A 23,714-nucleotide genomic window follows, 5' to 3' on the forward strand; every position below is an offset into this window, starting at 1 on the left:
AGCACGATTAACTATTAATAGAAGGATGTGTTACGCCATGAACAATCGTGTTCATGTTTTTGTCTGGATCACAATGATCATAGTGCCGTTCTTCTCTTTTATCAAAACAGGCAATGGAGAAACAGCAGTTTTCATTTTTATCAGTGAAGTGATTTTGTATTTTACTTACGCCTTGTTCTGGCTCCGGCGGATGACTAAAAGGCAGGAGGATTCTGAGGTTTGGGTTATCGATAAGATGACAGATGAAGAATTGAAAGAGTTCACCATCCCACTATTGGCTAAATTTGGATATGCCATTTCAATGCCTGAGAGAGAACATCCAGATATCAGCTTTCTCCTGGAGACACCAGCGGGCAAAAAAGCGATTGTTAAAGTCAAAAGCCATAAAAGGGGCGTTGGAATCCGCCTTGTACAGCGGATTTTCAAACAGATGGATGCTTATGATGCTGACGAATGCTGGGTGATCACCAATTTTCGCTATACTCCTCAAGCCTCCGAATTTGCCAGGAAGCAACCTATACGGCTGTATGAACGGGAGCAGTTTATGGATTGGATCCTGGCGGTGGGAAAAGGGAAGAGAGTCCGTGGTTGACATCCGGAATCTTTCCCTTAGCCCGGGGAACAAAACACAAAAACAATTCAGTCAAACTTATTTCAAGGCTGAATAACTCCGGCTGCACAGCCTATTACTTTTTCATCACTTTAAAATCAACGGCCGCCTTTAACCTGACATGTTCTCCGGATTCAACACTAAAATCAGTAGAGGCTTTGACCACATAGTGCCCAGCGGGAAGGCCGGGGGCATTGAGGAATTCCTTCATGAAATTCACATAGTCTTGAGGATCTTGATCTTCACTATAGCTGCCGCTTTTTCCGTACTCTTCCCGGTAAGGCACACCCTTCTTAAGCGTTGTTGATAATCCGATGTCATTTACTGCACTTCCTATTTCGTAGCCCCTTATCTTCTCTTCCATCGGAAAAACAATGGCGGACGAAGAATGATGGATAATAATTTCATCCTTTTCCCCAATATATTCAATTTCCCCATATAGCTCTATGTCCTCACCTTTTCCATACTCTGCCTTTTCACTTTCAATCCTGAAGATAAAGTCACCTTGAACGGTTTCATCAATGGTTTGGGAAACTTTATATTTTTCTAAGTCGCTGTTATCGACAGAATCGGACGATTGGCAGCCCGCTGTTAGAAAAGTGAGCAGCAGCGTTACAGCTGACAATAAAATCTTATTCACTTAACCTCTCCTTTTGGCTTCTTTTAATATTAGAAGGTATTTTCATGTAAAAGGTTTCAACTTTTCAGGCGATACAGAAGAATACCGGGCATTATTCCATCCGGCGATGTAGACTTAAAATAAGCCTTAATAATTTTGTTTTTATCGTACAATTTTACCCTTCCTATTCGTCCTATCAATAAAGGAGCTGATTATATGGTGACAGAACAAGAATTAGCAGGCAAAGCACGTGAACTGAAGGATATGTTTTCTGAGCTGGCGGAGGCACATTCAGCGCAGCTTTGGAACTATTGCCGTTATTTGACCGGATCCCCCTGGGATGGCGAGGATTTGTTTCAGGAAACAATGCTGAAGGCATTGGGCGGATTATTTCAAAGATGGCAGCCGACAAATACAAAATCCTATTTGTATAGGATGGCCACCAACATCTGGATCGACCACTGCCGCAGGGAGAAAAGAAATCTTGGGACATTAGACGAAGGAGATATCCCAGCGGTTGAGTTTACAGATACGCTGGAGCTTCAGCAGGCAGTCGGCTGCCTCGTTGAGCTGTTCAAGCCAAGGCAAATCGCTTTATTCCTGCTGTTTGAAGTCTTTCAGTTCAAGGCGGAGGAAGTGGCAGGCATGGTCAGGACCACACCTGGAGCCGTTTATGCCACAACAAGAAGGATGAAGGAGAAACTTAGGCAGCACAATAGTCCGGATACTCAGAACCACCGCTTCGCCCATGAAAATGAGCCGGTCATCAAAGCCTACTTAAAAGCCTTAAACAAAGGCGATGCCGAAGCAGTTTTGAATCTGATCAGTGACCAGGCCCAATATGAAGCGCCATTAGGCTTCGCGGAGTTCAGTAAAGAAGAAATGCGGAACGGCTCGCTTCGCTATGGATTGCCTGGATATAGAGCAGAGTCCCATATACTTTGGGGCAAGCCGGTTATTATTGTTTTTGCCGACGAAGGGCAAGGCCCGCTCATCCATGATATTCAGTACCAGGAAACCGAAAACGGGAAAATCGTCAGGCATGTAAGTTATTTTTTCCGGAAAGAATTCATTTTCGCAGCCGCAGAGGAATTAGGTGTGCCGGCTCAGCTTACAAAGCCTCCTGTGGATTGGGGGGAGTAATCGTTTGAAAGACAGATGTATGTATGTCTGTCTTTTTTTACTGCTTTAAGCCAGATTGCAGAAACCTTAGCTATCTTTTTCCGTTCTTTCTGAAATCCTTATAAATTTCTTAGAAATGGCCTGTAAAGTAGGTTTCAGAAATGAAGAAAAGGATGAGATGCAGTGGAAAATATGATTTTACAAACGCAAAGCTTATGTAAAACTTTCGGGGGCGAGCAGGCGGTCAACGGCGTCTCCCTCTCTATCCCGGAGAATTCCGTCTATGGGCTGCTCGGTCCTAATGGTGCCGGGAAATCCACAACACTGAAAATGCTGACCGGGATGCTGCGCCCAACCTCCGGCAGCATTCTATTTCAGGGAAAGCCCTGGGCCCGGAAGGACTTATTCCAGATTGGCGCCCTGATTGAGTCTCCTCCTCTCTATGAGAATTTAACGGCAAGAGAGAATCTTAAAGTCCGTACAACTCTCCTTGGTCTGCCGGATTCGCGCATTGATGAGGTTCTGGAGGCTGTAGACTTGAGGGATACAGGAAAAAAAAGATCGGGGCAGTTCTCTATGGGGATGAAACAGCGGCTGGGTATTGCCATTGCCCTGCTTAACAATCCCAGACTGCTGATTCTTGATGAGCCGACCAATGGCCTTGACCCGATTGGTATACAGAAGCAGCGGGAGCTGATACGCTCTTTCCCGAAGCAGGGCATTACGGTTATTTTGTCCAGCCACATGCTGGCTGAGGTTGAACAAATGGCTGATCATATCGGCATTATTGCCGGGGGCGTACTGGCTTACCAGGCTGAGGTAAATCCTGGTGAAGACTTAGAGTCATTATTCATGCAGATCATCAGCGAGCACCAGAAAGGGGGAGAATAGCTTGCAAGCTTATTTTCGCGCTGAATATTTAAAAACCAAAAGGACTTTTACAAGAAAATTAAGCTGGATGGCTCCGCTGCTGACAATGCTGCTATGCGCCGGGCTCATGGCAGGCTCGTTTTTTCAGAGCGGAACCTATAACTGGTGGTACGCGCTGCTGCTCCCAGGCACGTTGACTCTGATGTGTGCAGGGGTGATTCAGAAGGATGGGAAAGGATTGAACTACCGTGCCATCCTCGGACTTCCTATCCATCCAGGCCAGGTTTGGCTCGGAAAAATTGGAGTGGTTGTACACCTTCTCCTGGTTTCCTCCATTGTCCTTTGGACCGGCTGCATCCTTGGAGGCATCATTTTCAGTACCAACCTGTCAATTTCAGACAGCGCAGCAGCCAGCCTGCTGCTCTTCCTAACCTTTCTCTGGCAAATCCCGCTCTGTCTGTTCCTTATAGACCGGATAGGCATGTTCGCAGCGCTGGTTATAAATCTGCTGGGGAATGTGATCTGCAACATCCTGCTTGCTACCACCGCCTTCTGGTGGGCGGCTCCTTACTCCATCCCTGCACGGCTGATGTGTGCGGTTATCGGTGTGCTCCCTAATGGCCTGCCAGTACCGGAGGGAAATCCGCTGCTGGATAAAGGCGTTATACTGCCAGGTGTCCTGCTTGCGCTCGGATTGTTCATCATCTTGTCTATACTGACTATGCTGCCCTTCCGCAGCCGGGAGGCGAAATAGAATGAGCAGTTTTTTCGCCAGCATTCATTCGGAACTGCTCAAACTTAGACGCCAGCCGATGCTGCTTGTACACCTCCTTACACCTTTGATGGTGATTGGCATTTTTCTTACCTACTATGCCTATACCCCTTACTCTCCTGATTCTAAGGCGGGAGGATATTTGCAGGTAATCGCCCTGGCTTTCCCAACCATGATCGGTATCGTTTGCTCGATTGCAGCAGATCAGGAGGCCTCTGCAGGACAATGCCAGCAGCTTTTGACCCAGCCAAGCCGAATTGCACCCCTTGCCAGCAAGCTGACCCTTCTGCTTCTGTTGGGCTTCGGAAGCACATTGCTGGCTTCCGCCGGATTTGGAACAGGATTCATTTACATGCTGAAGCAGTCTTCCTATAGTCTTGGTTTCTATATGGAGGCCGCCTGCATTCTGTTCGGAAGCAGTATCTTTCTTTATGCGCTGCATTTCTTCGTCAGCCTGCGATTCGGCAAAAGCGCATCCATTGGCCTGGGAATCTTCGAAAGCCTTGCGGCGGCACTGCTTCTCACTGGCCTGGGCGATTATAACTGGATCTATATTCCATGCGCATGGGGAGCCAGGCTGATTTCCATTTGGATGGTATATGAGACATCGCAGGAAATCCCTGCAGCACTGCTCCTGCGGCCAGGAGTGCTCTATTGTACCATTGGGACTGCTGCCATTATGGTATTATTAGGGAGTTGGTTCTGGCGATGGGAAGGAAAAAAATCGTTTGAATAGCAGCATCTATTTACAAGGAAGTGATGGTCTTGGCAAATATTCTTGCCGTTGATGACGAGCCTGCCGTTTTAGCTTTACTTCGCAATATTCTGCAGAAGGACGGACATGTCGTATCGGCCCTTTCAGCTCCATCCGAGGTCCTTGGCCTGCAGCTGGGCTCCTATGATCTTATTCTGCTGGATGTAATGATGCCCGAGATGGATGGGTTTACCCTTTGCCGCAATATCCGCACAAAGGTAGACTGCCCCCTGCTTTTCCTCACCGCAAAATCCATGGAGAATGATGTTATGACAGGGCTCGGCGAGGGAGCGGATGACTATATTATTAAGCCGTTTGGCGCAGGAGAATTGCGCGCCCGCATCCAAGCCCATCTTCGCCGTGAAAACCGGGTTCGGCGTAATGTACTTTGTGTTGGGGAGGTTTCCTTCAACCTGTCCGGCAAGGAAATCACGGTAGGGGATGCAGCCGTTCCGTTGACCAAGAGCGAATATGCCATCTCAGAGTTTCTGGCATTGAATCGGGGACAGGTCTTTTCTAAAGACCAAATCTACGAGTCTGTCTTTGGTTTTTATGGAGAAAGTGATTCTTCTACAATTGTGGAGCATATCAAGAATATCCGGGCCAAGCTAACCCGGATGGGAGCCGCACCGCTTGAAACGGTTTGGGGGATTGGCTACAGATGGAAGTAAACCCGCAGCCCAAAAGAAAATCCACAAAGCTCCGCACTCTCTTTCTTAAATATTTGGCTGCTTTTTGCGGCGGCACCATTGGCCTTGTCCTGGTGCTGGGCTCCGTCTTCTTCGGCCTCATGGCAGCTGGGTCAATCGTTCCGGCTAATTATGCAGAAAAGCAGGTGGTGAAAGCTGAATCCGAGATCATGGAGGGCCGTGAACCCCCATTCGATGCATCGTCCACTTTGTACAAATATGCGAAATTTACTGTAGATGGCAAACTGCGCGAGCACAATTTGTCCAAAAAACAGGGATTATTTGTCTGGAATCTGCTGGAGGATAGCGAGAGCTCCTATCGTTACCCCTATTACTATACAAAGATTACAAACAAGCAAGAAGTTTATATTTTTCGGCATTCCATATCCGCACAGTTCACTAGCCCTGCCCTCCGAAGGCTGCTGCCAAATGCAGAACTGTTCTTTATTATACTGCTTGGCATCGCTTTTCTCGGCGGATCGGCTGTACTTGCATCCTCTTTCGGGCGGAAGCTGTCCCGCAAAATGAGCGGATTGGAAGACGCAGCCCGGCGCATTCAGGAACAGGACCTGAATATTTCCATCCAGTACAGCGGGATCACCGAGATTGACCGGGTGCTTTTGTCTATGGACCAGATGAAGAACGCCCTCAGGAACTCTCTTGAACGGCAGTGGAGCCTGGAGCAAAGCCGGCGGGAACAGATCTCTGCCCTTGCTCATGACGTCAAGACACCGCTAACCATCATCCGGGGTAATGTGGAACTCCTGGGTGATACAGATATGAATGACGAGCAAAAAGAATACTCCGGCTATGTTGCTGAGAGCACCCGCCAGATGGAAACGTATATCAATACACTGATAGAGATCACCAAGACGGAAAGCGCCAACTCCCTACACCCTGTGAGCACTGATACAGAGGCTTTCATCCGCAGGATTGAAGGCCAGATGCAGGCTTTGAGTGTTATGAAGGGCCTATCTCCTGCTGTCACAGCCCGAATCCTGCCGAACTGGATTTATGTCGATCCCGTGCTACTGGAACGAGCCCTGATGAACGTCATCTCCAATGCCGTCGATCAAACCCCGAATGGCCGCAGTATCACGTTGACCGCCGAGCTGGTGAAAGACAGCATCCGCTTCTGCGTCCTGGATGAGGGACCCGGCTTTTCGCCTGAATCCCTTCAGTTTGCAGCTGAACAATTCTATATGGGCGATTCATCCCGGGGGGCCACCGGACATTACGGTATGGGCCTATATATTACCAGGTTCATTGCCCGGCTGCATGATGGTGAGCTTTATATCGCCAACTCCCTCCAGACGGGCGGCGGTGAGGTAACGATCGAAATACCGCTGAAGCCAAGTGCAGCCACTCCTATTGTCAATTAGTGGTGGCTTGGTTTGTGCAACATGCAAAACAAATATCAGGCATTTGCCGTCTGTGATGCCAGCCACTCTAACGCCTTCTCCAGATCAACATCCCGCTTCAAGTGCTCAGGTGTCCAGGGGACATACAAATCAGGGGCTATCCCTTTTCCAGCCATTCCCATGCCTCTATCAATCCGTGACAGCCTTGAGGCGGGATACATGAATTGGAACCCTTCATCCCAGTTTTTGCTTATGAGATTGGCATAATCATTTAATCCCTTTGTCGGCCTGCCGATGACCCGGACTTTGCTGGACTTTTTACATAGCTCAACAAAGGAATCACCAGAGCTGCCGCACATGTAATCTGACAAAACTGCAACTGATTTAGGATTTTTGGTGCCTTTCACAAAGGTGTCAGGCACAATGTCTTCAAAGTCAAACTCGACGAACCCTTTTCCTTTGTTCTTCTCCCACTCCCGAATAAAAACCTTAAGGAATTGCTGTGCCTCTTCCCCCTGGATGCCTTCCAGTTCCGGGAGCGTTTCTGCCAGGAATCTGCCGGCGTTCGAATGGGTGCAGTTAAACAGCATCGTGTCCTCTCTGTCAGCGAGCTCCACGCCTTCTTCAGGCATTATATACGGCATTAAAGGATAATAGCTGGAGTCGCTTCCTCCATAATTGACCCGGACATCTATAATCCATTGAGCTGCTGATTCAAGCAGATTCCTATTATCATTGACCAATTTTACAATGGCATCCGGATCCGCAAAATCTGTAATGGTGAATAGCAATGTATCCTGATTCACCTTTTCCACAGTATAGGCTGGCTCATATACTGGTTTTTCATAACTATTGAAAGTGATTTTACGGACATTCCCCTGTTCATCCTGTATGTCGCCATATTCATACAGCGAGAGGATCGGCATCCAGTCTTCCCGCTCTGGATGGTTAGCCTTCAAAAGCCGGCTGTGCTTTTCTTTCAGTTCCGGGATGGTGAAGCCCCCAAGTGAAATAAAGGCCATTCCCATTTTTACATTTTGTTCACTATCCGCCCCGGTAACATAAAGGCAGTCCTTATACCGCCTGACCCGGAATCCCCTGTCCAGCGGCTTTCTTTTTTCCTCCAAGCTGTCAACAAAGTAAATATGGTGGTCCTGAAAGTCCAATAAATAATCTCTTACTGTATCTGCAAAATGTTCCCTGGTCAGCATATTGTTTTCTTTTAAGTGCTGTATTTTTTCAAAATAAGCCTCTGGATGATCCCATCCATCTTTATCAATGCACCCCGCGTAGTCATGATGCATGATTTCTACAATCTCTCTGAAGATCTGTTCCATTCTAATCCTCCGCTATCATTATTTTTCCTTTTATTACCTATTCTATGTCATTAGAAGTTTGACCTTCTTTGAAGGCGTAAACTGTTCTTCCTTTAAGATGTTTGGAATAATATGTTAAAATATGATAACAGTCTTAAAAACAGGGAGCTGAGAAATTGAAGCGGAGAATAAGTCTTTTACTGCTTGGCTTGATGTTTATTGCCAGTGCCTGTTCCTCTCAAACGAATGGAGGAGCCGATTCTTTTAAAGATCAAGCTGCCGAGGAATTTGAGACAGATGTATATATCCCTGAATATGAGAAGTATCCCATCACCTCTGCAGAGATTAAGTATCCGCCAACAGGTGACAAAAAGGACCTGGTTGTGGTCTATTCGAAGGAAAAAGGCAAGTTAAGGGACAAAGAGTTTATCGAAAAATACGAGAGCACAATGGATTCGAAGGTTCTATATGGACTATATGATGGAGAACCCTGGCTTTTCATCATCACCTACAGCAATTTCGAAATCATCGATGGCGACAATGACAGCAAGATAAAGACTATCAACGGAGTGGATGTCCATTATAGAGAGATTTCAGCGGATACAGATATGCTAGTAACATTCTTCAACCTCGAGGAAGGCTCTTATCATATTGAGTTTTCATTGAGAGAGGGAATGACTAGGGAGAAGGCATTTGAGGTTGTTGAGGATGTTATTGAGAATAATGGGTAGAGGGATGGGTAATCCCTCGCTTTATTCTTTTGCCGGGGCACGAGTGCAAATAGTAGTGTAGAATTTGATGCTTACTTCTTAGATTTAGGTATAAAATATGTACTGCCGCCCATTAAAAATCCACCGATAATTGCAAGTAATGTACCGATGATAATCCAATGAGTTAATGAAAGAGTAGATAAATATATTCCTAACAATATTAAGAGTAAGCCAGCAAAAAATAAATTTCTTACTTTTTTCATTACTTCTCCCCCTTCAAATCACTTTTGCTTTTTCACAGTATCTCAAACTGCCACTTTAATGGAATTAGCCTCCCTGATTATGTTAACTGACCTTTGACCAAATTATCAGCAAAAAGTTTTCTTGTTTATTTATTACGTTTTTTTTCTTCAAAATAAGTCCAAGTATAATAAACAACCCAAAATACAGCTGGCAATATATAGGCATAAGTATTATTTATTGGGAGAACAAATATGATGACAAAGCCAATTATTATTCCAATAGGCAGCAGGGTCCAATAGATCTTATCTTTAAAAGGCTTCAAGGGCAGGCCTCTCTTTCTAACAGCATTATTTTTCAATCACCTGATAATCTCTTGTTTTAGTTATTGAAATACTGTTGGCTTTTGCAAAATCAATTAGGTCTGCAAATAGATAATCAGGAGAAAAATGAACAACACGGATATTTATCCCTTTTTTCACTTGTATAATAGCCCCCTTGGTCATCCATCCGAAACGCTTAAATTTTATCCGGATTACTTGATTAGGAGACACTTCTTTTTTGTATATAGGCATGGTTAATGAAAAATATTTGATAAACCAAATAACCGCCATCAGTCTTAAACTTAAATTGAATAATAGTAATAATAGAATAGTCGATGATCAGGATTTGGACATATAGCACTCCATTAGGAACTTTCCTCTTCTCATACCCATCTTGAAGGTTACATGCAGCTCAATAAAACCAGAAAATGCTATAAATGTGAAACCCCGCAAGGACAGGTCCCCCGGCCCAGCCAAAAAAGAGCCAAGGGACCTGTCCCCCTGGTTCTAAGTCCCTTTCTATTACTACGGTAAAAGTATTAAAATGTTTCACTGCCTATGAAAACATATCCTGGTCCTTTTTTTCCTTAAACTAGAGTGTGAGTCTCTTTAAGCTAGTCAACTAGTGACTTAATAAGTCTTAATAGAGCCAATCCATAACAAATTTGAGTGGCTGATTCTTCATACCGGATTTTTGCAGTGGCAGTGAAAGCGAGCTAAGAATGTAAACGGTGGAAGTTCACTATAGGGATTGCTGGGGGATACTGATTTATTAATAACTTTCTTTCTGTCTCGAGGAAGGCTCTTCTAATAAGGGGAATAACTAAGGAGAAGGCGTTTGAGGTTGTAGAGGATATTAAAGGATGGCAATGACTAAAGGGATGGCGCTCTCCATCCCTTTTCTGAACTTAGCTGCAGAATCATAGAGTTGATAGTCTTGGTTAAAAGTATCATCTTGTTAAAACATAGTATATAACGTAGAACCAACTAAAGAATCCGTGAAGGATTGCCCAGAGAACGGATTTATGAATACTCCACGATATTGTTATAGCTAAAGCAGAACCGAATGTAATGGCACTTTTAGAACCAGCTGGTGCTTTGAACTTTTTTTCCTCCTTGTCTTTCATAACCTGCCCCCCAGTTTTCTGAATCTATATGTCCTTTTCTATAAGTTATTTTTCATTAAGAAGATTATTCTCTCCCGCCATTAATTATCTATTATTACAATTCACAAACCCTCAGTCTAATGCCGCAGGTACAGGTTACCCGGCTCAGACAAAAAAGAGCCAAGGGACCTGTCCCCTTGGCTCCATTCAATCCCTACCGGCCCACTGTAACTTCATTGTAACTCCTCCCTCCTACACTAAACCCGAAGGATGAAAAGGAGGAGTGGTTTTGATGGCTCGCAAAAAATCTTGGATTGGTTTAATCATTTTGATTTTTGTATGCTCGGTCACATTGCTTCCTGGTAATTCAAAGGCTGCAGGACAATTTATTACAGGCTCCTATGGGGGTAAGCCTTATAAATTGTATGTTCCTGATCAGTACAGTGAAAGTCAGTCTTATCCGTTATATGTCATGCTGCACGGGTGCACACAGGATGCCAGCCAGTTTGCGACAGGGACTAAGATGAATACACTTGCTGATGAAAAAGGGTTCCTGGTGCTGTATCCTGAACAGACCAGCAGTGCCAATTCCAACAAGTGCTGGAACTGGTTCGAATCAGCCCACCAGTCGCGCGGCAGCGGAGAACCGGCTGTTATCGCCGGAATGGTGAATCTTATTAAAAATAATTACTCTGTCCAAGGTGATCAAGTATATGCGGCAGGGCTCTCAGCAGGTGCAGCGATGAGTGTGATCATGGGAGCCTCATATCCTGACCTTTTCTCTGGAATCGGGGTGGGAGCAGGCCTTGAATACAAGGCTGCAACCAGCATGACAGGAGCTTTTACGGCTATGTCAAGCGGCGGCCCTAATCCTGTACAGCAAGGGAGGGCTGCCTATCAGGCAATGGGAAGCCAGGCAGGCTCCATGCCAGTCATAGTGTTTCACGGAACTTCGGATTATACAGTCGCTCCGGTAAATGGAAATCAGGTTATCACCCAATGGGCTGCCACAAATGATTTAGCCCAGAACGGCAAAGAGGATGGCTGGATTGATGATCAGCCGGATCAAAACGAGAACTTAACCGTACCTGGCGGAAAAAGCTATACTGTCAGCCATTATAAAGCTGGCGACGGCAGAGTATGGATGAAGAAAGTAGCTGTCCAAAGCATGGGCCATGCCTGGTCAGGAGGAAATGTGCAAGGCAGCTATACGGATCCCCAGGGCCCTGATGCCAGCCGGATGATGTGGGAATTTTTCCATTCATTTTCAGGCGGTGATGATGGAGGAAATGCAGACGATGTCCCTGCTACATCAGCAAGCCCTAAAGGCGGAACTTATAATCAGCCTGTCTATGTAGAGCTACAGACTAATAAAGAAGCGGCTACTTACTATACTGTGGACGGTTCGAATCCTACAGCACAATCCACACTCTACACGGGACCGATTTACATTTACGACGATACAACCCTTAAGTTTTTCAGCCAGGACAGCTCCGGGCAAAGAGAGTCTGTCAAAGAAGAAGTATATATCATCGAAGAAGATGCTCCTCCCGGGGACTCGCTGACATTCAGCGCCATCTCAGGGGAAAGCGGGTTTGCCGGCCGCTTCACAGCAGATGGCAAAGGCTCCGGGGACATCAAGGCTGGCGATAAAGGGATGTACAATACCGATACCTTCAGGGGAATTTTATCCTTTGACACAAGCACCATCGGACAGACAGCGATTGGGTCAGCAAAATTGCGCTTGTATACAAAATCAATCACAGGGGCGGTCACTGAAGTAAAAATGGACCTGAAGAATGGAACATTTGGGTCTGCCCTGATAGAGCAAAGCGATTATTCCGCCGCAGCCACACTCACCAATATGGCCAGTTTCCAGCCGGCTGCCGCATCTAATTACATTGATATAGATATTCCGGCCAGCGCACTCGCTCAAATCAACCGGAGCGGCAAGACACAATTCAGGCTAAAGGCAACAACAGCAGCGGGCTTTAATCAAAATTCAGTCCTTTTTTATGGGGGAGGAAATGAAGAACTTTCTCCGGTTCTGATAATAACTGGCGCCAACTGAATGAAAAAGAGATCAGCAGGAAGCCGCTGATCTCTTTTTTTCGCCCGGAACATTATCACCAATAATTCTTCATAATCTCCCGGGACCAGTCAGGCTGGCTGATCGGCTCTTCAGGGAGAAATTCCTCCATCACCGGCTTGATATCAAGAATCGGTGTCCCATTGATGCAATCAAGTCCTGTAACGGTCAGTTCCCTGCCTTCTCTTTTGACCATCCTTACAGTTGTCAGGCCTAATTGATTCGGTCTATTCTTGCCGCGCTGAGCAAAGATCCCGACTTTAGGAAGGCTGCTGTCATTACGGGGATGCCTTGCACCAGGCACAATTTTACTTTGATCCACCCGATGAAAGTAATAGATGATTTCTAAGTGGGAGAAAGATTCAATTCCGTCGAGCCCGTCCTCTGGCAAAGAATCGTCCAGCACGATCCTGCTGACCACTTCACCCCAATAATCGTCCTCTATTTCGTGTCTTTCATTATACGCAATCCCGACAGGATTTACTGTAATCATAGCACTGCTCCCTTTCTAATGGGCCAGGGGGTCAGGTTCCTTGGCTCATTTTTTAAGTCCGCTACCGCTTTTCTTTCCTGCATTTATTCAGAAACAGCGAAAAAGCCGCCTTGCAGGCAGCCTATTCCAAGTTAAATCGCGTCTCTATTTTTCCACCTAGCATCCTCTGCCTTTTTCTTCTCTAATATAACTTCCAGTTCCTTTTTCGTATCGGGATGCAAAATAATATTGCCGCTCAGGTCCATAGTAGAAGCTTTCACCCTTCTTCCCCATCTCCTCGAAAACGAACGCCAGTCACAAACCATTTCAAGAAGATATTTTCTGGGCATTGGCAGGGCCTGTTTATTTTTCGGGTCAACCACCCAATGCTCCCAGTGGTGCTTGTTCTTGTGCTGATGGTGGAGCCAGGCATATTTCCACTTTAATTCATCTTTGGAATCCTTTTTACCCTCATAGAAAAACTTCTTAGCATATGGCAGAAACTCCTGCGGGGAAAATTTTGACCAATCGTGGATCATCCCCTGCAGGAATAGCCCCTCTTTCCAGCACTCGATTAGGACATTGAGTTTATGTTCCAGTATATACAATGTGTTTTTCAAGAATGCCTGCAGCACGATACTCCCCCCATCCAGCTTCATTAGTTTCTTTTTGAAATCTGGAACTTTAATTTGCGTCGAGATCTCCTTGCCATAGATGGCTCTAAATTAAAGTTCCACAAAAAGGATAGGAATCCTTCTGCTCAGCGGATCATCGTCCTTTTTATTTCTCCATAAAACAAAAGCCAGCATCAGTATCAGTACAGGAGCTAAAGCAACCAGCCTCCAGCTATTTTCAGCTCCAAGGAAGTAATAAGCTATTGGAATTGATGTGATAAAGCTAATCAGCAGTGAAAGCCGCGATCTCCCAAACAGACCATAAAGGAGAGTGATAACAGAAAGGATTAATGATATTTGCCATAGCATCACAATTATATGAAACACCCCCAGGCAGTTAACTTATTTATTGAAAAAGTCGTCAATGGCTTCCACCGCCAATTCCAATGCTTTGAGTCTTCTATCAAGAAGCGTCCTTTGAGGACTGCCTGCCTTTAACTTGTCATAAGCGTTCTCAATGGATGGGAGTAAACCTATAAGGACTTGGCGGGCTTCTGTTAATTCTTCCGGAGAGTAATGATGGGGTTTTTGATTCCATATGTATTCCAGGGTATCAAGGCCGATGCAAGCGGCTTTGAATCGTTTCTTTACTAAATTTGTATTTACACCTTTTTCAGTCATTTGAGCCAATGCCTTTTCGAGTTTTCGAATGGTTGATTGAAAGGACTTTATTGCTTCCAGCTGATCTTCAAGGGAAACCTTTTCCATGTTGATTCTCTCCTCTCTGTGATGATCGTTTTCTTTCCAATCACTCAGAAGATACTACCGCACTAAATTTTACCATTTAATAAGGCAGTGTCCCAGCTTACTCTGCCCTTAAAGCAGAATTGTATTTCCTTAATTGGAAACGCTAGAAACAACATAAATATGCACTTAGAGATATTTGATTAGGAGGTATCTTGCATGGTTCTGACAAATCCTTTAAATGTGTCCGAAATAGGCTCGCTTTGGCAGACATATCAGGAAAAAACCTTGATTATGCGGTTTTTGGAATACTTTATTGAAAAAGCAGATGACCCGGAAGCAAGAAATATTTTGGGCGGATTATGGCAGGAGCTTGATTTTTATGTAGCTGAGATGGAAAATCTTTTTTCTGAACAGGGTATGGTTAAACCTGTGGGTTTCACATCAGAGGATGTCAACCTGGAGGCCCCCAAGTTATATGACAATGGATTTGATATCATGTTTGTCCGTGTATTAAAGGAAGTCAGCATGGGGCTGTACACCCTTGGCATGAATATGACCTACAACAAAAAGGGAATGGCCATTTATGAGGGACTCACAACTGTCACTCAAAAAATCTATAAACTTTCAACACGTTATTTACTTAAAAATGGAATTCTATCTCTCCCCCCAAAAGTGACAATACAGAAAAAAACGGAATTCATTAAAAGCAAAAAGTACATGGAGGGGTTTAAATTAATGGGTGAAAAAAGGCCTCTATCTGCCCTGGAGGTTGGAATCCTTCATCATAATCTTGAAGTTAATAATATTGGGATGCAGTTAATTACAGGCTTTGCTCAGTGCGCCCAAAACAAGGAAGCCAGGCAATATTTTTCAAAAGGGAAAGATCTTGCCAAGAAACAGGTCAAAGTTATGGAGGAATTGCTTCTGGAAGGGGATGTCCATCTCTCCGCGGCTTCCGGCGCAACGGTAACCACATCAACAGTTCCTCCCTTTTCTGACAAGCTGATGATGCACTGCATATATATTCTTAACGGGTTTGGACTGATCGGTTCAGGCACAGGGGGATTTTTCAGTCTAAGAAACGATTTGGCGATGAAAACACTGTTACTCGCAAAAGATGTCTATTTCTACGCTCAGGAAGGGATTGACATTAAGATAAAATATGGCTGGTTCGAGGAACCCCCGCAAATGGAAAACCGTTCCCAAATCATTAAGAAAGGACTTGAATAAAGGGAATGGCCATGGAAGATATTAATGGTAGTGCCGGTTCTTCCTGGCACTAATATTCTTGTGGAGGGATAAATTTTGAGTACACTCTCAAGCTTAGTTAAAAGGATTATTACGCTGCTCATAAAGATCGAATTCTTTATGGATACATTTAAGCACAGGCTTAACCACTTAATGAGAATGCAGCCTTTAACATAAGCAATAAGTATCTCAAGACTATTATGCTTCCACATTAATACAGAGAGACAGGTTTCCCGTCTGCTTGGGACAAGGAACCTGTCCCTTCTCTTTCACGTAAACCAAATCCTGGATATTTGCAGTGGGTTGATTACTGATTTTAATCTGCCGTCAGGATGATACAACTTAATAGAGTCCATTTTTTTAAAATCATGCGATGCTTTTTCCATATTGTCGAGCAGAATCTTTGTTTCACTTTTATCCAGTTTAAAAGAAAGAGATTGCCCCGACAGTAAAATCTCCGCCTTCACATTTCCTTTTGGATCGTGGTTTTTATTATACATTTGAAAGTCCTCCCAGTGAGCCAAGGGGACAGGTCCCCTGGCCCGTTTTGGCATAAAATCTGTCCTATGACTTTATATATATTCCATCCTTGCCGCATGCATACAGATGTGAGCCCCGCATAGCAACCGGCTCTCAAAAAAATCAAGTTCCCGTTGATCTGTTTCAATCAGCAGCACTGTTCCATCCTGCGCTGCCTGGCCGGCCACAAAGTTTAAATCTGACCTGTAATCATGCCACTTACGCAATATTAATTTCATTGAAATCACCCTGTCTTGAGGAGGTTCCTCCGTCCTTACTTGGTGCTGACTGAAATAAACATAGAGGCATCCTGCTTCATGAAAATACCGCTCCCATGATGGAATGTCCTGATTTCAGCTGATGTAAATCCTGCTTCAGATAATCTCATTTTCAATTGTTCATGCAAGAAGCCGTTGTGAACTTTCGGATGGCTGATGAGATCATTTTTATCAAAATCAACAATGATAAGCTTGCCGCCTTCATTGAGGATGCTGAACAGCTGCTGCAGGATTTTCTGTGTATCCGGGATATGGAGAAGGACGAGTGACATGAAGACGATGTCTGCCTTGAGCTCAGCCGTTTCCTGTGTAAAATCAGCATACAGCACTTTTGCGTTGGTGACGCCTTTACGGGAAATCTTCGTTTCCGCAACCTCCAGCATCTGTTCGGATGAATCTACCAGCAAAACGGATTTCACCAGGTCTGTTAGTTCCAGACTGACCAGGCCGGTGCCGCTTCCATAATCTATTAAGGATTGATCACTGCTGTTCTGCAGTTCAGTCCTGACTTCTTCAGCAATTACTTTCGCCCATTGCTTTCTTTCCTCTGTATCATATCTTTGAGCCATCTGCTCAAACACGTTGTTTTCCATTAGCTCTCTCCTTTAAGTGGCTAAGGGGGGCAGGTCTAAGCCTCCTTTGATTTTCTTTTCCTTTAAACATATATCTGATTCCTTTACCCGTAAGAGGCTCATCCTCATATCTTGGTATCACATGAAAACGGGCATGGAAAACATGCTGCCCGGCAGCCTCGCCGCAATTCCAGCCCAGATTGTAACCTTGAGGCTGATGCTTCTCATCCAAGTACTTTTTGACATCCTGAAGGAGACTGTAAGTTGCCCCCCATTCCTCCTGTGTTAAATCAAAGGCAGTTTCCCTATGCTTAATAGGTACGCTTAACCCGGCTCCCTCCTGCTGGCTTCCTTTTATTTTACTCTGTCCAAGCTGTAAAAACAGACAATCATGACAATGTTTTGATCCTGCTCAAGTTCCAGCCTGCAAAAAATACAGTTATCCATAATTGATCTCCTCACTTTTAGCGTCAAATCAGACTGTTGAAAACCACCACACCGCAAGCCCCATGCTTACCATCCCCCAGATAGTCGTCACGACGATCCACCAGACAACAGGCCGAGATGAAATGCTGCTGCTTTCCCCATCTCTTTTGATAGCAGCGACCCTGTGTTCCATATTCTTTTTCATGGAAACGAGAACCGCAAATCCGCCTATGAAAAAACCGAAAATAATCCAGAATAATAAATCCACATTTTAGCCCCCTTTTACTTTTCTTAAAAACCTGCACAAGCGCTTTTAAAAATATTGCTCAATATCCCCCAAATCAAACCCGTTCATCAAATGGTAACTCCTGCTGCTGCCTTTTTCATTTCTTTTGCTGAAATCATAAACCAATAAGTATTGATCATCGTAAATTGTCAGCCCGTATTTTCTCGCATCATTAGCTTTTAGAGTGATCCAATACGATTCTTCAAAGTTTAGAGAACCCATTTTATCTGCCTTTAGCTTCATTTCAGACCAGCTTTGGATCAGTGATTTTACATCGTTCTTATTTTCTAACACAACTTCTTTATCAGTAGAAGATTTGATTATTTCTATAGATGTAATCTCAGACATATCAGGCACCGCCTGGTTAAAAGTTGTGTTTCTTGAATTGATTATATAGATAACCCCAAGGATCATCATGATAGATAAAAATCCGAAAAGCATGAACTTCTTCAACCATTCTCCCCCTTCATTTTCAGCTGTGAATGCATATATGATTGACTGCCCGAATATTAAAGAACTTCAACAAAAAAAGCGTCAATCCTCCTTAAGATCAACGCACACAATTATTCATCAGAGTTAAAATCATTTCTTTTATGCCGCCAATACTCGTAAAAAGTATATAAGTTTCTTTCTCTGTTATAATGACCACTCTGTCTGTATTGCCGGATGGAAACCCAATCCTCATGGCTTCCTTTTCCTGCCCGCCATATGTATCGTCACTCGACACATCCGTAATAGCCGATAACGGTATTTCAATTTTATTTAATAGCCAGCTTATCTGCAGGTTCCCATTCTTCTCTGCCACTCTAACTTCCATGGTATCCCTCCTGTTAATATATGTATTACGGATAAGTGCCAGGAGAGTTTCATTTTTTGAGCCAGAGGGACAGACCCCCTGGCTCAAACTGTATCAAGAAGTTTATCCCTGCCTTAGATAATCCCCCGCAGCCTCAACATTAAATAACCCGCTCTCCCTTGCAAACTGCAATAGCAAATGGAGATGGGCCGCACCATATATAACAAAAATCCTTTCTTCATTGGAACTCACTAAGTTAACCAAGTTTTTATATATTAACAGATTGCGATAATACCAATACTTCGCTGTCCAAATAGCGCCCGCCGGGTTGCTGTTGCTGCCTGTCAGGGACATCTTCATATAAAGTTCCTGCCCCCTGGCAATATTCTGAGGATCATTATGCCAAAGCAAATAGTCTTTTATGGAATGATTCTGCAAGTATGTATTTGCTTCAGAAGTGATTTTCTGCCCTATCTCTGTGAATGCCTTATACTCTTCTGTATCTTCCCATTCTCTTAAAACCCCCAGGTCAGGAACACCATCCTCATCCTGATTCCAATCGACTGCATGTACTTGTTCCAAACCGCATTCCTTTGCCAGCCGGAATCCGACTTGATCGATTTCATTAACGGTTAATGCATAATATCGATTCAAATAAGAAGCATAATCATCATTCAATGTTTCTTCCTTTTCCTGCAGAACTTCCAAGGCAACCTTTGTCGGTTTAAACCTTCTTAAACAAGTGATAACCTCCTGGATTTCTGCTTGCCTTGTATCCGATAAAATATCCATTTTGTCTGTCATATACATATCTCCATTGTCTATGCCTGCAAAATGGTCTGTTCCGAAGATTAACAGAGTTGGCTTGATAGAGTACGCCCCCTTGGTAAATTTTTTAAAGACAGCGGAACAGGTTCCTCATGCAGCTTGGCACAAAAAACCTGTCACTCCCTTCCCTCTATTTAGCTATAACCGGTACCCACAACTCGCTGTTCGGAACTCTATCAGGCGCCAAATAGTTTTCAATACAAGGCAGATCTGCCAGTTCGTAACCTGAAGCAGGAAGCCATTCGGTATACAGGCGCTTCCATGCATCAGAAACGTCAGGGAACACAGCCCAAGAACATGCGGGAATCACGATTTTCTCCATGTCGCTTGCAGATTCACCAGTATAACGGCAGCCCATGAAATAATCGAATTCTTCATCTGTAATGGCAGCCTGTTTTCCGACTACGCCCAGTATTCCTTCCAGCTTGCATTGGGGATTTTCCCAGGATAAATCAATAAAACGCTGCAGCTGGCCAGATTCGGTCGCCTCTTTCCACAGCCCAGGGATTGTGTTGAAAGCGTCCTCCGTAACCACCTTACGCCTGACTCCAGCAATTTCAATATCAGCATCCAATACTTCAATACGGTAATCCATTTCCGCATCTCCTTTGATTGAAATTTGAAAGGAAAGCCTTGGAATGGCTTTTAGCTTGATTCCCTTGTTCCTGGCCGCCGATGGAGTAATTCCATGAAGATTTTTAAAAGCACGGCTGAAGGCATCCGGGGAATCATAGCCATAAAGAAGCGCCAGATCAATAACCCGGACTTCAGGGTTGTTTTGGAGCTCGAATGCCGCCTGTGATAAGCGTCTCCGCCTGATATAGTCTGATAAAGATAATCCGGTCATTGAAGAGAACATCCTTGGAAAATGGTAACCCGAACAGCAAGCTCTTCTCGCTATTTCTTTTCCATCTATTTCACCTGCTAAATTTTCCTCGATATAACCCATTGCTCTATTCATTCTCTCAAGCCAATCCATATTCAACCTCCTTTCTTGCTTACTGTATCTTAAAAAGAAAAGCTGAATCCGCCATTCCCTGTGCGGAAAAAGACGGATTAGAAGTCATACTTGTATCCAATACCTCTGAACCGCCTCGCCGCTGTCCGAAGAAATGACCTCATTCTCCAAGACCCCGCCAACCTTCTGAATGGTCCTGGCTGAAGCTATATTCTTCTTGTCACAAGTGACCAGCACTTTTTTCAGCCCCAGTTTTTTTGCTTCGGCCAGGCTCAGCTTCAGCTGTTCAGCGGCATATCCTTTGCGGCGTTCAGCCGGATGGATGCTGTAGCCGATATGCCCGCCCTCCACCAGCAGTTCCGGTGTCAGGCGATGGCGTATATTAACCAGGCCGACTGCTCTATCATCAACCATGCTCAGGAATTGTGTCGCGGGAACCCGGTTTGGCGCCAGCTCCCCTTTTGCCTGGCTGATGACTTTTTCAAGCCATTCCTCATATTTTTCATAGTTTTGCAGGGAAGAGCCTCCATAAAGATGTTCTCCCGAGTCCAAAAATGCTTTTCGGTAACTCATTAATTGATCTTCATGTATCTGTTCAGGTCTTATTAATTTCATTATGATCAGCTTCCTTTGCTGTTTTTCCAAAAAATGCATATAACTCTTTTCGCTGCAGGGCGGCAGGTTTCCTGCTTGCTGTTTAAAGAGCAGGCATGTTCCATCCCGCTGTGGGCAAAGAACCTGTTCTCGCTTTCCAATCCCGCAATCTCCCTTTACCTTTAAGCAGTTACAGCACTGCCGCCTCAATTCTACTTCATGCATACTTTGGAAAATAAAACAAAACCTAACATCAGCAGAAAATTATTTGGTGGTGCTTGCATGCAATTTTCCCGTATTCAATTGATTTTTGTCCTGATTCTATTTATTGGCATTTCCAACCATGTGCTCATCATGCCTCACTTGCTGGCCACAGGAAAACGAGATGCATGGATTTGCGTGCTGATTGCTTATGCCTTTTTACTGAGCTGGGGCTGTATCCTGTATTTAATAATGAAAAAAAATCCTGAGCGACTGTTTCTTTTTGATTGGATCAAAGAGCGGGCAGGAAGGACTGTTTCTCTGATCTTCATGTCGAGCCTTGCAGTCTTCGTTTTCACCATCAGTGCCATTTCTTTTTATGATTTGATTCAATCCGTGCATATTTACTTTTTGCCGCATACCCCTTCCGTTGCTGTCATGCTGCCTTTTCTGCTGATCAGTGCCTGGTCCGCCTATAATGGATTAAAATCGATTGTTTATGTTTCTGCAGTACTGCTCCCAATTGTATGGATGCTTGGAATTTTTGTCTCCTTATTTACCGCCGAGGAAAAAGACTATTCCTATCTCATTCCGGTTTTTACAGAGGGATATCCACCCATTGTAAAAGGAACAATCATTATCCTTGGAGGAAGCGCTGACCTCCTTGTACTTCTGCTTCTCCAGCACCGTCTTAAAAAACCGTTAACCTGGCGCAATCTTTTTGTGCTTATTTCAATCCTGGCCGGCCTGATTCTTGGGCCTACAATGGGGTGTTTATCTTCATTCGGACCCACTCTTGCAGCCAATATGCGTTTTCCTGCCTTTGAGCAATGGCGCCTTATCACCCTGGGAGAATATATTTCCCATGTTGACTTTCTGGCTGTATTTCAATTATTAAGCGGTGAAATCATCCGGATTTCTCTTGGCCTCTACCTTCTTACAAATATGTTAAAGGGTTATCCGGCTCTTTCGAATAAGAAGCATGTGTTTGTGGTAGTATCACTGGTTTTAGGATTATTAACACTGGCTCCCGTAAGCGACATGTGGATGCAAACGATAATCGGCCATTTCTATTATCCGGCCGCCTTCGCCTTTGCGGTGTTTATCTCGCTGGCATTATTGATCATTAGCTATCTGCCTGTAAGGAAAGGAACCCAAACATTATGAACATGGAGCGTTTTGATCATATACTTGCAAATGGAACGCTGACCGGTGAAGAGCTGAAGCTGTTCTTTGAACACTATGCCGATATTGAATTCATTCCCATTGAAAAAGCTGATGAGCTTCAAGCCTTTTATTGCAAAGGCATGCTTGATTCCAGGCAGCTGAATGAGTACTTCAATCGGATTCTGCTTAGTATCAGCAGAGAAGAACCACGGAGCTATTCTGAAATCCTGCCTCCTGTCCAGCATATTAAAAGCATGAAAGAAATGATCAAACTAGTTTTTTCCGGTTCCCTGATTGTATTCCGGGAAGGAACTCCATTTTTCTATGTGTTTGATATCAGCAAAGTGCCGCAGCGAACCCCTCAGGAATCATCAACAGAGGTGTCTATTAAAGGTCCAAAGGATAGTTTTACCGAAGAGATGAATACAAATATTTCATTGATCCGAAAGAGAGTGAAGTCAGAACAGCTTTATTGTGAATCCTTTACCATGGGTTCCATCAGCAAAACAGAGGTGTCTTTGCTCTATTTACATGACAAGGTGAATCTGAGTTTCATTGAAGAAGCCAGGCATCGGCTTCATGACTTTCAGGGCGAAAGTATTGTGAGCAGCGGCCAGCTGGAGCAATGGCTTTCTGATCGCTCCTTTTCTCTGTTTCCATTATTTGATTATGTCACCCGTCCGGACTTTGTAATTGAAAGCATGCTGCGGGGAAGGTTCATTTTAATTGTGAATGGGTCTCCGTCCGTATTAATCGGACCAACAAATGTGTTTGAACTGATAAAGTCGCCAGAGGATGTGCATTTCCCTTACTATTTTGTTGTATTTGGGCGGTTAATCAGGATCATTGGATTAGTCACTGCCATATTTTTGCCGGGGTTCTGGGTGTCTTTAGCATCTGTAAATAATGACCAGCTGCCATTTGCCTTATTGGCCACTCTCGTTGTGTCACGGGAAGGATTGCCGCTCCCAACCGGAGTGGAAGCTATTTTTATACTGGGGCTATTTGAGCTGTTAAGAGAGGCAGGAGTCCGAATGCCAACAGTGCTTGGCCAGACGGTTTCAATCGTGGGAGGAATCATCATCGGTGATGCTGCAATCCGGGCAGGCCTTACCTCGCCAACCATGATTGTAATCATAGCGCTGACTGCTGTCGCAAGTTACACGCTTGTGAATCAGTCGCTGGTTGGAACCGTCAGCATCCTTCGTTTTTTTACGTTAATTTTATCTATTTTCTTAGGTATTTACGGACTTTTCATTGGAGCTTTAAGCATCCTCATTTACCTGTCTGTACTGGAATCATTTAAAGTGGCTTATCTTGAACCAATTGCCTCACTCAAATTCAGAGAATATTTGGCAGCATTTTTTGTGAACCCCTTCGACCGCAAGAGGTTCGGAATTTCATTTATTCAGAAGCGGAGAAAATAG

Annotated in this window: 29 protein-coding genes and 1 pseudogene; 12 read left to right on the forward strand and 18 right to left on the reverse strand. The window is 44.4% G+C overall.

Going from position 1 to position 23,714, the window contains the following annotated elements; genetic code table 11:
* Positions 1-37: 37 nt before the first annotated feature.
* A complete protein-coding gene (locus ACQCVH_RS08025) occupies positions 38-592 on the forward strand; it encodes a restriction endonuclease (protein WP_426835210.1) in 555 nt (184 codons plus the stop codon).
* 94 nt (positions 593-686) lie between these two features.
* Here ACQCVH_RS08025 and ACQCVH_RS08030 read toward each other — a convergent pair whose 3' ends face one another.
* Positions 687-1,250 carry a hypothetical protein gene (locus ACQCVH_RS08030; RefSeq protein WP_426835211.1) on the reverse strand — a complete coding sequence of 188 codons (564 nt, stop codon included), beginning with the start codon at positions 1,248-1,250 and terminating at the stop codon, positions 687-689.
* A gap of 195 nt (positions 1,251-1,445) precedes the next feature.
* On the opposite strand from ACQCVH_RS08030, the gene ACQCVH_RS08035 reads away from it, so the two are divergent.
* The 6 genes from ACQCVH_RS08035 (at position 1,446) to ACQCVH_RS08060 (ending at position 6,818) form a co-directional block, all read left to right on the forward strand.
* Entirely contained in the window at positions 1,446-2,372 is a 927-nt protein-coding gene (locus ACQCVH_RS08035; RefSeq protein WP_426835212.1) for a sigma-70 family RNA polymerase sigma factor, read from the forward strand.
* Between the two features lie 162 nt (positions 2,373-2,534).
* Positions 2,535-3,242: a lantibiotic protection ABC transporter ATP-binding protein gene (locus tag ACQCVH_RS08040; RefSeq protein ID WP_426835213.1), complete on the forward strand. Its 708-nt coding sequence runs from the start codon at positions 2,535-2,537 to the stop codon at positions 3,240-3,242.
* A gap of 1 nt (position 3,243) precedes the next feature.
* The gene (locus ACQCVH_RS08045) at positions 3,244-3,975 is read left to right on the forward strand and encodes a lantibiotic immunity ABC transporter MutE/EpiE family permease subunit (protein ID WP_426835214.1); all 732 of its coding nucleotides are present in this window, start codon (positions 3,244-3,246) and stop codon (positions 3,973-3,975) included.
* A 1-nt stretch (position 3,976) separates the two neighbouring features.
* Positions 3,977-4,729, forward strand: a complete 753-nt coding sequence (locus tag ACQCVH_RS08050) for a lantibiotic immunity ABC transporter MutG family permease subunit (RefSeq protein ID WP_426835215.1) — start codon at positions 3,977-3,979, stop codon at positions 4,727-4,729.
* A 29-nt stretch (positions 4,730-4,758) separates the two neighbouring features.
* A complete protein-coding gene (locus ACQCVH_RS08055) occupies positions 4,759-5,418 on the forward strand; it encodes a response regulator transcription factor (RefSeq protein ID WP_426835216.1) in 660 nt (219 codons plus the stop codon).
* On the forward strand, positions 5,409-6,818 hold the full coding sequence (locus tag ACQCVH_RS08060) for a HAMP domain-containing sensor histidine kinase (RefSeq protein WP_426835217.1): 1,410 nt from the start codon (positions 5,409-5,411) through the stop codon (positions 6,816-6,818). The genes ACQCVH_RS08055 and ACQCVH_RS08060 overlap by 10 nt, the downstream gene beginning before the upstream one ends.
* Positions 6,819-6,853: 35 nt before the next feature.
* Here ACQCVH_RS08060 and ACQCVH_RS08065 read toward each other — a convergent pair whose 3' ends face one another.
* The gene (locus ACQCVH_RS08065; RefSeq protein WP_426835218.1) at positions 6,854-8,134 is read right to left on the reverse strand and encodes a S41 family peptidase; all 1,281 of its coding nucleotides are present in this window, start codon (positions 8,132-8,134) and stop codon (positions 6,854-6,856) included.
* 155 nt (positions 8,135-8,289) lie between these two features.
* Between ACQCVH_RS08065 and ACQCVH_RS08070 the strand changes: the two genes are divergently transcribed.
* Entirely contained in the window at positions 8,290-8,844 is a 555-nt protein-coding gene (locus ACQCVH_RS08070) for a hypothetical protein (protein ID WP_426835219.1), read from the forward strand.
* Between the two features lie 71 nt (positions 8,845-8,915).
* Here ACQCVH_RS08070 and ACQCVH_RS08075 read toward each other — a convergent pair whose 3' ends face one another.
* The 3 genes from ACQCVH_RS08075 to ACQCVH_RS08085 form a co-directional block, all read right to left on the reverse strand.
* Complete coding sequence (locus ACQCVH_RS08075) at positions 8,916-9,086, reverse strand: hypothetical protein (RefSeq protein ID WP_426835220.1); 171 nt, start codon at positions 9,084-9,086, stop codon at positions 8,916-8,918.
* Positions 9,087-9,413: 327 nt separating this feature from the next.
* The gene (locus ACQCVH_RS08080; RefSeq protein ID WP_426835221.1) at positions 9,414-9,677 is read right to left on the reverse strand and encodes a hypothetical protein; all 264 of its coding nucleotides are present in this window, start codon (positions 9,675-9,677) and stop codon (positions 9,414-9,416) included.
* 659 nt (positions 9,678-10,336) lie between these two features.
* Positions 10,337-10,513, reverse strand: a complete 177-nt coding sequence (locus ACQCVH_RS08085) for a hypothetical protein (RefSeq protein ID WP_426835222.1) — start codon at positions 10,511-10,513, stop codon at positions 10,337-10,339.
* Between the two features lie 271 nt (positions 10,514-10,784).
* Here ACQCVH_RS08085 and ACQCVH_RS08090 point away from each other — a divergent pair, with 271 nt between their 5' ends.
* Positions 10,785-12,563, forward strand: coding sequence for an extracellular catalytic domain type 1 short-chain-length polyhydroxyalkanoate depolymerase (locus ACQCVH_RS08090; RefSeq protein WP_426835422.1), 1,779 nt, complete (start codon positions 10,785-10,787; stop codon positions 12,561-12,563).
* A gap of 55 nt (positions 12,564-12,618) precedes the next feature.
* Here the strand turns inward: ACQCVH_RS08090 and ACQCVH_RS08095 are convergent, their stop codons facing one another.
* The 3 genes from ACQCVH_RS08095 to ACQCVH_RS08105 all read right to left on the reverse strand — a co-directional run bounded on the left by ACQCVH_RS08095 (position 12,619) and on the right by ACQCVH_RS08105 (position 14,435).
* A complete protein-coding gene (locus ACQCVH_RS08095) occupies positions 12,619-13,074 on the reverse strand; it encodes an SAM-dependent methyltransferase (protein WP_426835223.1) in 456 nt (151 codons plus the stop codon).
* Positions 13,075-13,205: 131 nt separating this feature from the next.
* Positions 13,206-13,688, reverse strand: a complete 483-nt coding sequence (locus tag ACQCVH_RS08100) for a DUF5662 family protein (RefSeq protein ID WP_426835224.1) — start codon at positions 13,686-13,688, stop codon at positions 13,206-13,208.
* Between the two features lie 381 nt (positions 13,689-14,069).
* A complete protein-coding gene (locus ACQCVH_RS08105) occupies positions 14,070-14,435 on the reverse strand; it encodes a hypothetical protein (RefSeq protein WP_426835225.1) in 366 nt (121 codons plus the stop codon).
* Positions 14,436-14,630: 195 nt separating this feature from the next.
* Between ACQCVH_RS08105 and ACQCVH_RS08110 the strand changes: the two genes are divergently transcribed.
* Positions 14,631-15,644, forward strand: coding sequence for a DUF3231 family protein (locus ACQCVH_RS08110; protein WP_426835226.1), 1,014 nt, complete (start codon positions 14,631-14,633; stop codon positions 15,642-15,644).
* A gap of 287 nt (positions 15,645-15,931) precedes the next feature.
* Here the strand turns inward: ACQCVH_RS08110 and ACQCVH_RS08115 are convergent, their stop codons facing one another.
* The 10 genes and pseudogenes from ACQCVH_RS08115 to ACQCVH_RS08160 all read right to left on the reverse strand — a co-directional run bounded on the left by ACQCVH_RS08115 (position 15,932) and on the right by ACQCVH_RS08160 (position 20,940).
* Positions 15,932-16,162, reverse strand: a complete 231-nt coding sequence (locus ACQCVH_RS08115) for a hypothetical protein (RefSeq protein WP_224901561.1) — start codon at positions 16,160-16,162, stop codon at positions 15,932-15,934.
* 72 nt (positions 16,163-16,234) lie between these two features.
* Complete coding sequence (locus ACQCVH_RS08120; protein ID WP_426835227.1) at positions 16,235-16,420, reverse strand: hypothetical protein; 186 nt, start codon at positions 16,418-16,420, stop codon at positions 16,235-16,237.
* A gap of 35 nt (positions 16,421-16,455) precedes the next feature.
* Positions 16,456-17,052 carry a class I SAM-dependent methyltransferase gene (locus ACQCVH_RS08125; RefSeq protein ID WP_426835228.1) on the reverse strand — a complete coding sequence of 199 codons (597 nt, stop codon included), beginning with the start codon at positions 17,050-17,052 and terminating at the stop codon, positions 16,456-16,458.
* Positions 17,033-17,478: pseudogene (locus ACQCVH_RS08130) on the reverse strand (HIT family protein). Before ACQCVH_RS08130 ends, ACQCVH_RS08125 begins: the two are co-directional and overlap by 20 nt.
* A gap of 28 nt (positions 17,479-17,506) precedes the next feature.
* Positions 17,507-17,725: a hypothetical protein gene (locus ACQCVH_RS08135; protein WP_426835229.1), complete on the reverse strand. Its 219-nt coding sequence runs from the start codon at positions 17,723-17,725 to the stop codon at positions 17,507-17,509.
* A gap of 45 nt (positions 17,726-17,770) precedes the next feature.
* Entirely contained in the window at positions 17,771-18,196 is a 426-nt protein-coding gene (locus ACQCVH_RS08140; protein ID WP_426835230.1) for a DUF5301 domain-containing protein, read from the reverse strand.
* 97 nt (positions 18,197-18,293) lie between these two features.
* Positions 18,294-18,560, reverse strand: a complete 267-nt coding sequence (locus tag ACQCVH_RS08145; protein ID WP_426835231.1) for a SunI/YnzG family protein — start codon at positions 18,558-18,560, stop codon at positions 18,294-18,296.
* Positions 18,561-18,662: 102 nt separating this feature from the next.
* Positions 18,663-19,343 (reverse strand): DUF5694 domain-containing protein, encoded by a 681-nt coding sequence (locus ACQCVH_RS08150; protein ID WP_426835232.1) that lies wholly within the window; start codon positions 19,341-19,343, stop codon positions 18,663-18,665.
* 154 nt (positions 19,344-19,497) lie between these two features.
* Positions 19,498-20,346: an AraC family transcriptional regulator gene (locus ACQCVH_RS08155; RefSeq protein WP_426835233.1), complete on the reverse strand. Its 849-nt coding sequence runs from the start codon at positions 20,344-20,346 to the stop codon at positions 19,498-19,500.
* Positions 20,347-20,430: 84 nt separating this feature from the next.
* Positions 20,431-20,940: a GNAT family N-acetyltransferase gene (locus ACQCVH_RS08160; RefSeq protein WP_426835234.1), complete on the reverse strand. Its 510-nt coding sequence runs from the start codon at positions 20,938-20,940 to the stop codon at positions 20,431-20,433.
* Positions 20,941-21,201: 261 nt separating this feature from the next.
* Between ACQCVH_RS08160 and ACQCVH_RS08165 the strand changes: the two genes are divergently transcribed.
* Together ACQCVH_RS08165 and ACQCVH_RS08170 are read left to right on the forward strand one after the other, a co-directional pair.
* A complete protein-coding gene (locus tag ACQCVH_RS08165) occupies positions 21,202-22,287 on the forward strand; it encodes a GerAB/ArcD/ProY family transporter (protein ID WP_426835235.1) in 1,086 nt (361 codons plus the stop codon).
* The gene (locus ACQCVH_RS08170) at positions 22,284-23,714 is read left to right on the forward strand and encodes a spore germination protein (protein ID WP_426835236.1); all 1,431 of its coding nucleotides are present in this window, start codon (positions 22,284-22,286) and stop codon (positions 23,712-23,714) included. Before ACQCVH_RS08165 ends, ACQCVH_RS08170 begins: the two co-directional genes overlap by 4 nt.

Source organism: Bacillus infantis (assembly GCF_050107595.1).
In the GTDB taxonomy this organism is placed as follows: domain Bacteria; phylum Bacillota; class Bacilli; order Bacillales; family Cytobacillaceae; genus Bacillus_AB; species Bacillus_AB infantis_C.

Bases quoted from the DNA above. Each gene is read 5' to 3' on its own strand.
- ACQCVH_RS08025 (WP_426835210.1), top strand. From the start codon at position 38: ATGAACAATCGTGTTCATGTTTTTGTCTGGATCACAATGATCATAGTG.
- ACQCVH_RS08035 (WP_426835212.1), top strand. From the start codon at position 1,446: ATGGTGACAGAACAAGAATTAGCAGGCAAAGCACGTGAACTGAAGGAT.
- ACQCVH_RS08050 (WP_426835215.1), top strand. From the start codon at position 3,977: ATGAGCAGTTTTTTCGCCAGCATTCATTCGGAACTGCTCAAACTTAGA.
- ACQCVH_RS08060 (WP_426835217.1), top strand. From the start codon at position 5,409: ATGGAAGTAAACCCGCAGCCCAAAAGAAAATCCACAAAGCTCCGCACT.
- ACQCVH_RS08065 (WP_426835218.1), bottom strand. From the start codon at position 8,134: ATGGAACAGATCTTCAGAGAGATTGTAGAAATCATGCATCATGACTAC.
- ACQCVH_RS08075 (WP_426835220.1), bottom strand. From the start codon at position 9,086: ATGAAAAAAGTAAGAAATTTATTTTTTGCTGGCTTACTCTTAATATTG.
- ACQCVH_RS08080 (WP_426835221.1), bottom strand. From the start codon at position 9,677: ATGGCGGTTATTTGGTTTATCAAATATTTTTCATTAACCATGCCTATA.
- ACQCVH_RS08085 (WP_426835222.1), bottom strand. From the start codon at position 10,513: ATGAAAGACAAGGAGGAAAAAAAGTTCAAAGCACCAGCTGGTTCTAAA.
- ACQCVH_RS08090 (WP_426835422.1), top strand. From the start codon at position 10,785: ATGGCTCGCAAAAAATCTTGGATTGGTTTAATCATTTTGATTTTTGTA.
- ACQCVH_RS08095 (WP_426835223.1), bottom strand. From the start codon at position 13,074: ATGATTACAGTAAATCCTGTCGGGATTGCGTATAATGAAAGACACGAA.
- ACQCVH_RS08105 (WP_426835225.1), bottom strand. From the start codon at position 14,435: ATGGAAAAGGTTTCCCTTGAAGATCAGCTGGAAGCAATAAAGTCCTTT.
- ACQCVH_RS08110 (WP_426835226.1), top strand. From the start codon at position 14,631: ATGGTTCTGACAAATCCTTTAAATGTGTCCGAAATAGGCTCGCTTTGG.
- ACQCVH_RS08115 (WP_224901561.1), bottom strand. From the start codon at position 16,162: ATGTATAATAAAAACCACGATCCAAAAGGAAATGTGAAGGCGGAGATT.
- ACQCVH_RS08120 (WP_426835227.1), bottom strand. From the start codon at position 16,420: ATGAAATTAATATTGCGTAAGTGGCATGATTACAGGTCAGATTTAAAC.
- ACQCVH_RS08125 (WP_426835228.1), bottom strand. From the start codon at position 17,052: ATGGAAAACAACGTGTTTGAGCAGATGGCTCAAAGATATGATACAGAG.
- ACQCVH_RS08145 (WP_426835231.1), bottom strand. From the start codon at position 18,560: ATGGAAGTTAGAGTGGCAGAGAAGAATGGGAACCTGCAGATAAGCTGG.
- ACQCVH_RS08150 (WP_426835232.1), bottom strand. From the start codon at position 19,343: ATGACAGACAAAATGGATATTTTATCGGATACAAGGCAAGCAGAAATC.
- ACQCVH_RS08155 (WP_426835233.1), bottom strand. From the start codon at position 20,346: ATGGATTGGCTTGAGAGAATGAATAGAGCAATGGGTTATATCGAGGAA.
- ACQCVH_RS08160 (WP_426835234.1), bottom strand. From the start codon at position 20,940: ATGAAATTAATAAGACCTGAACAGATACATGAAGATCAATTAATGAGT.
- ACQCVH_RS08165 (WP_426835235.1), top strand. From the start codon at position 21,202: ATGCAATTTTCCCGTATTCAATTGATTTTTGTCCTGATTCTATTTATT.
- ACQCVH_RS08170 (WP_426835236.1), top strand. From the start codon at position 22,284: ATGAACATGGAGCGTTTTGATCATATACTTGCAAATGGAACGCTGACC.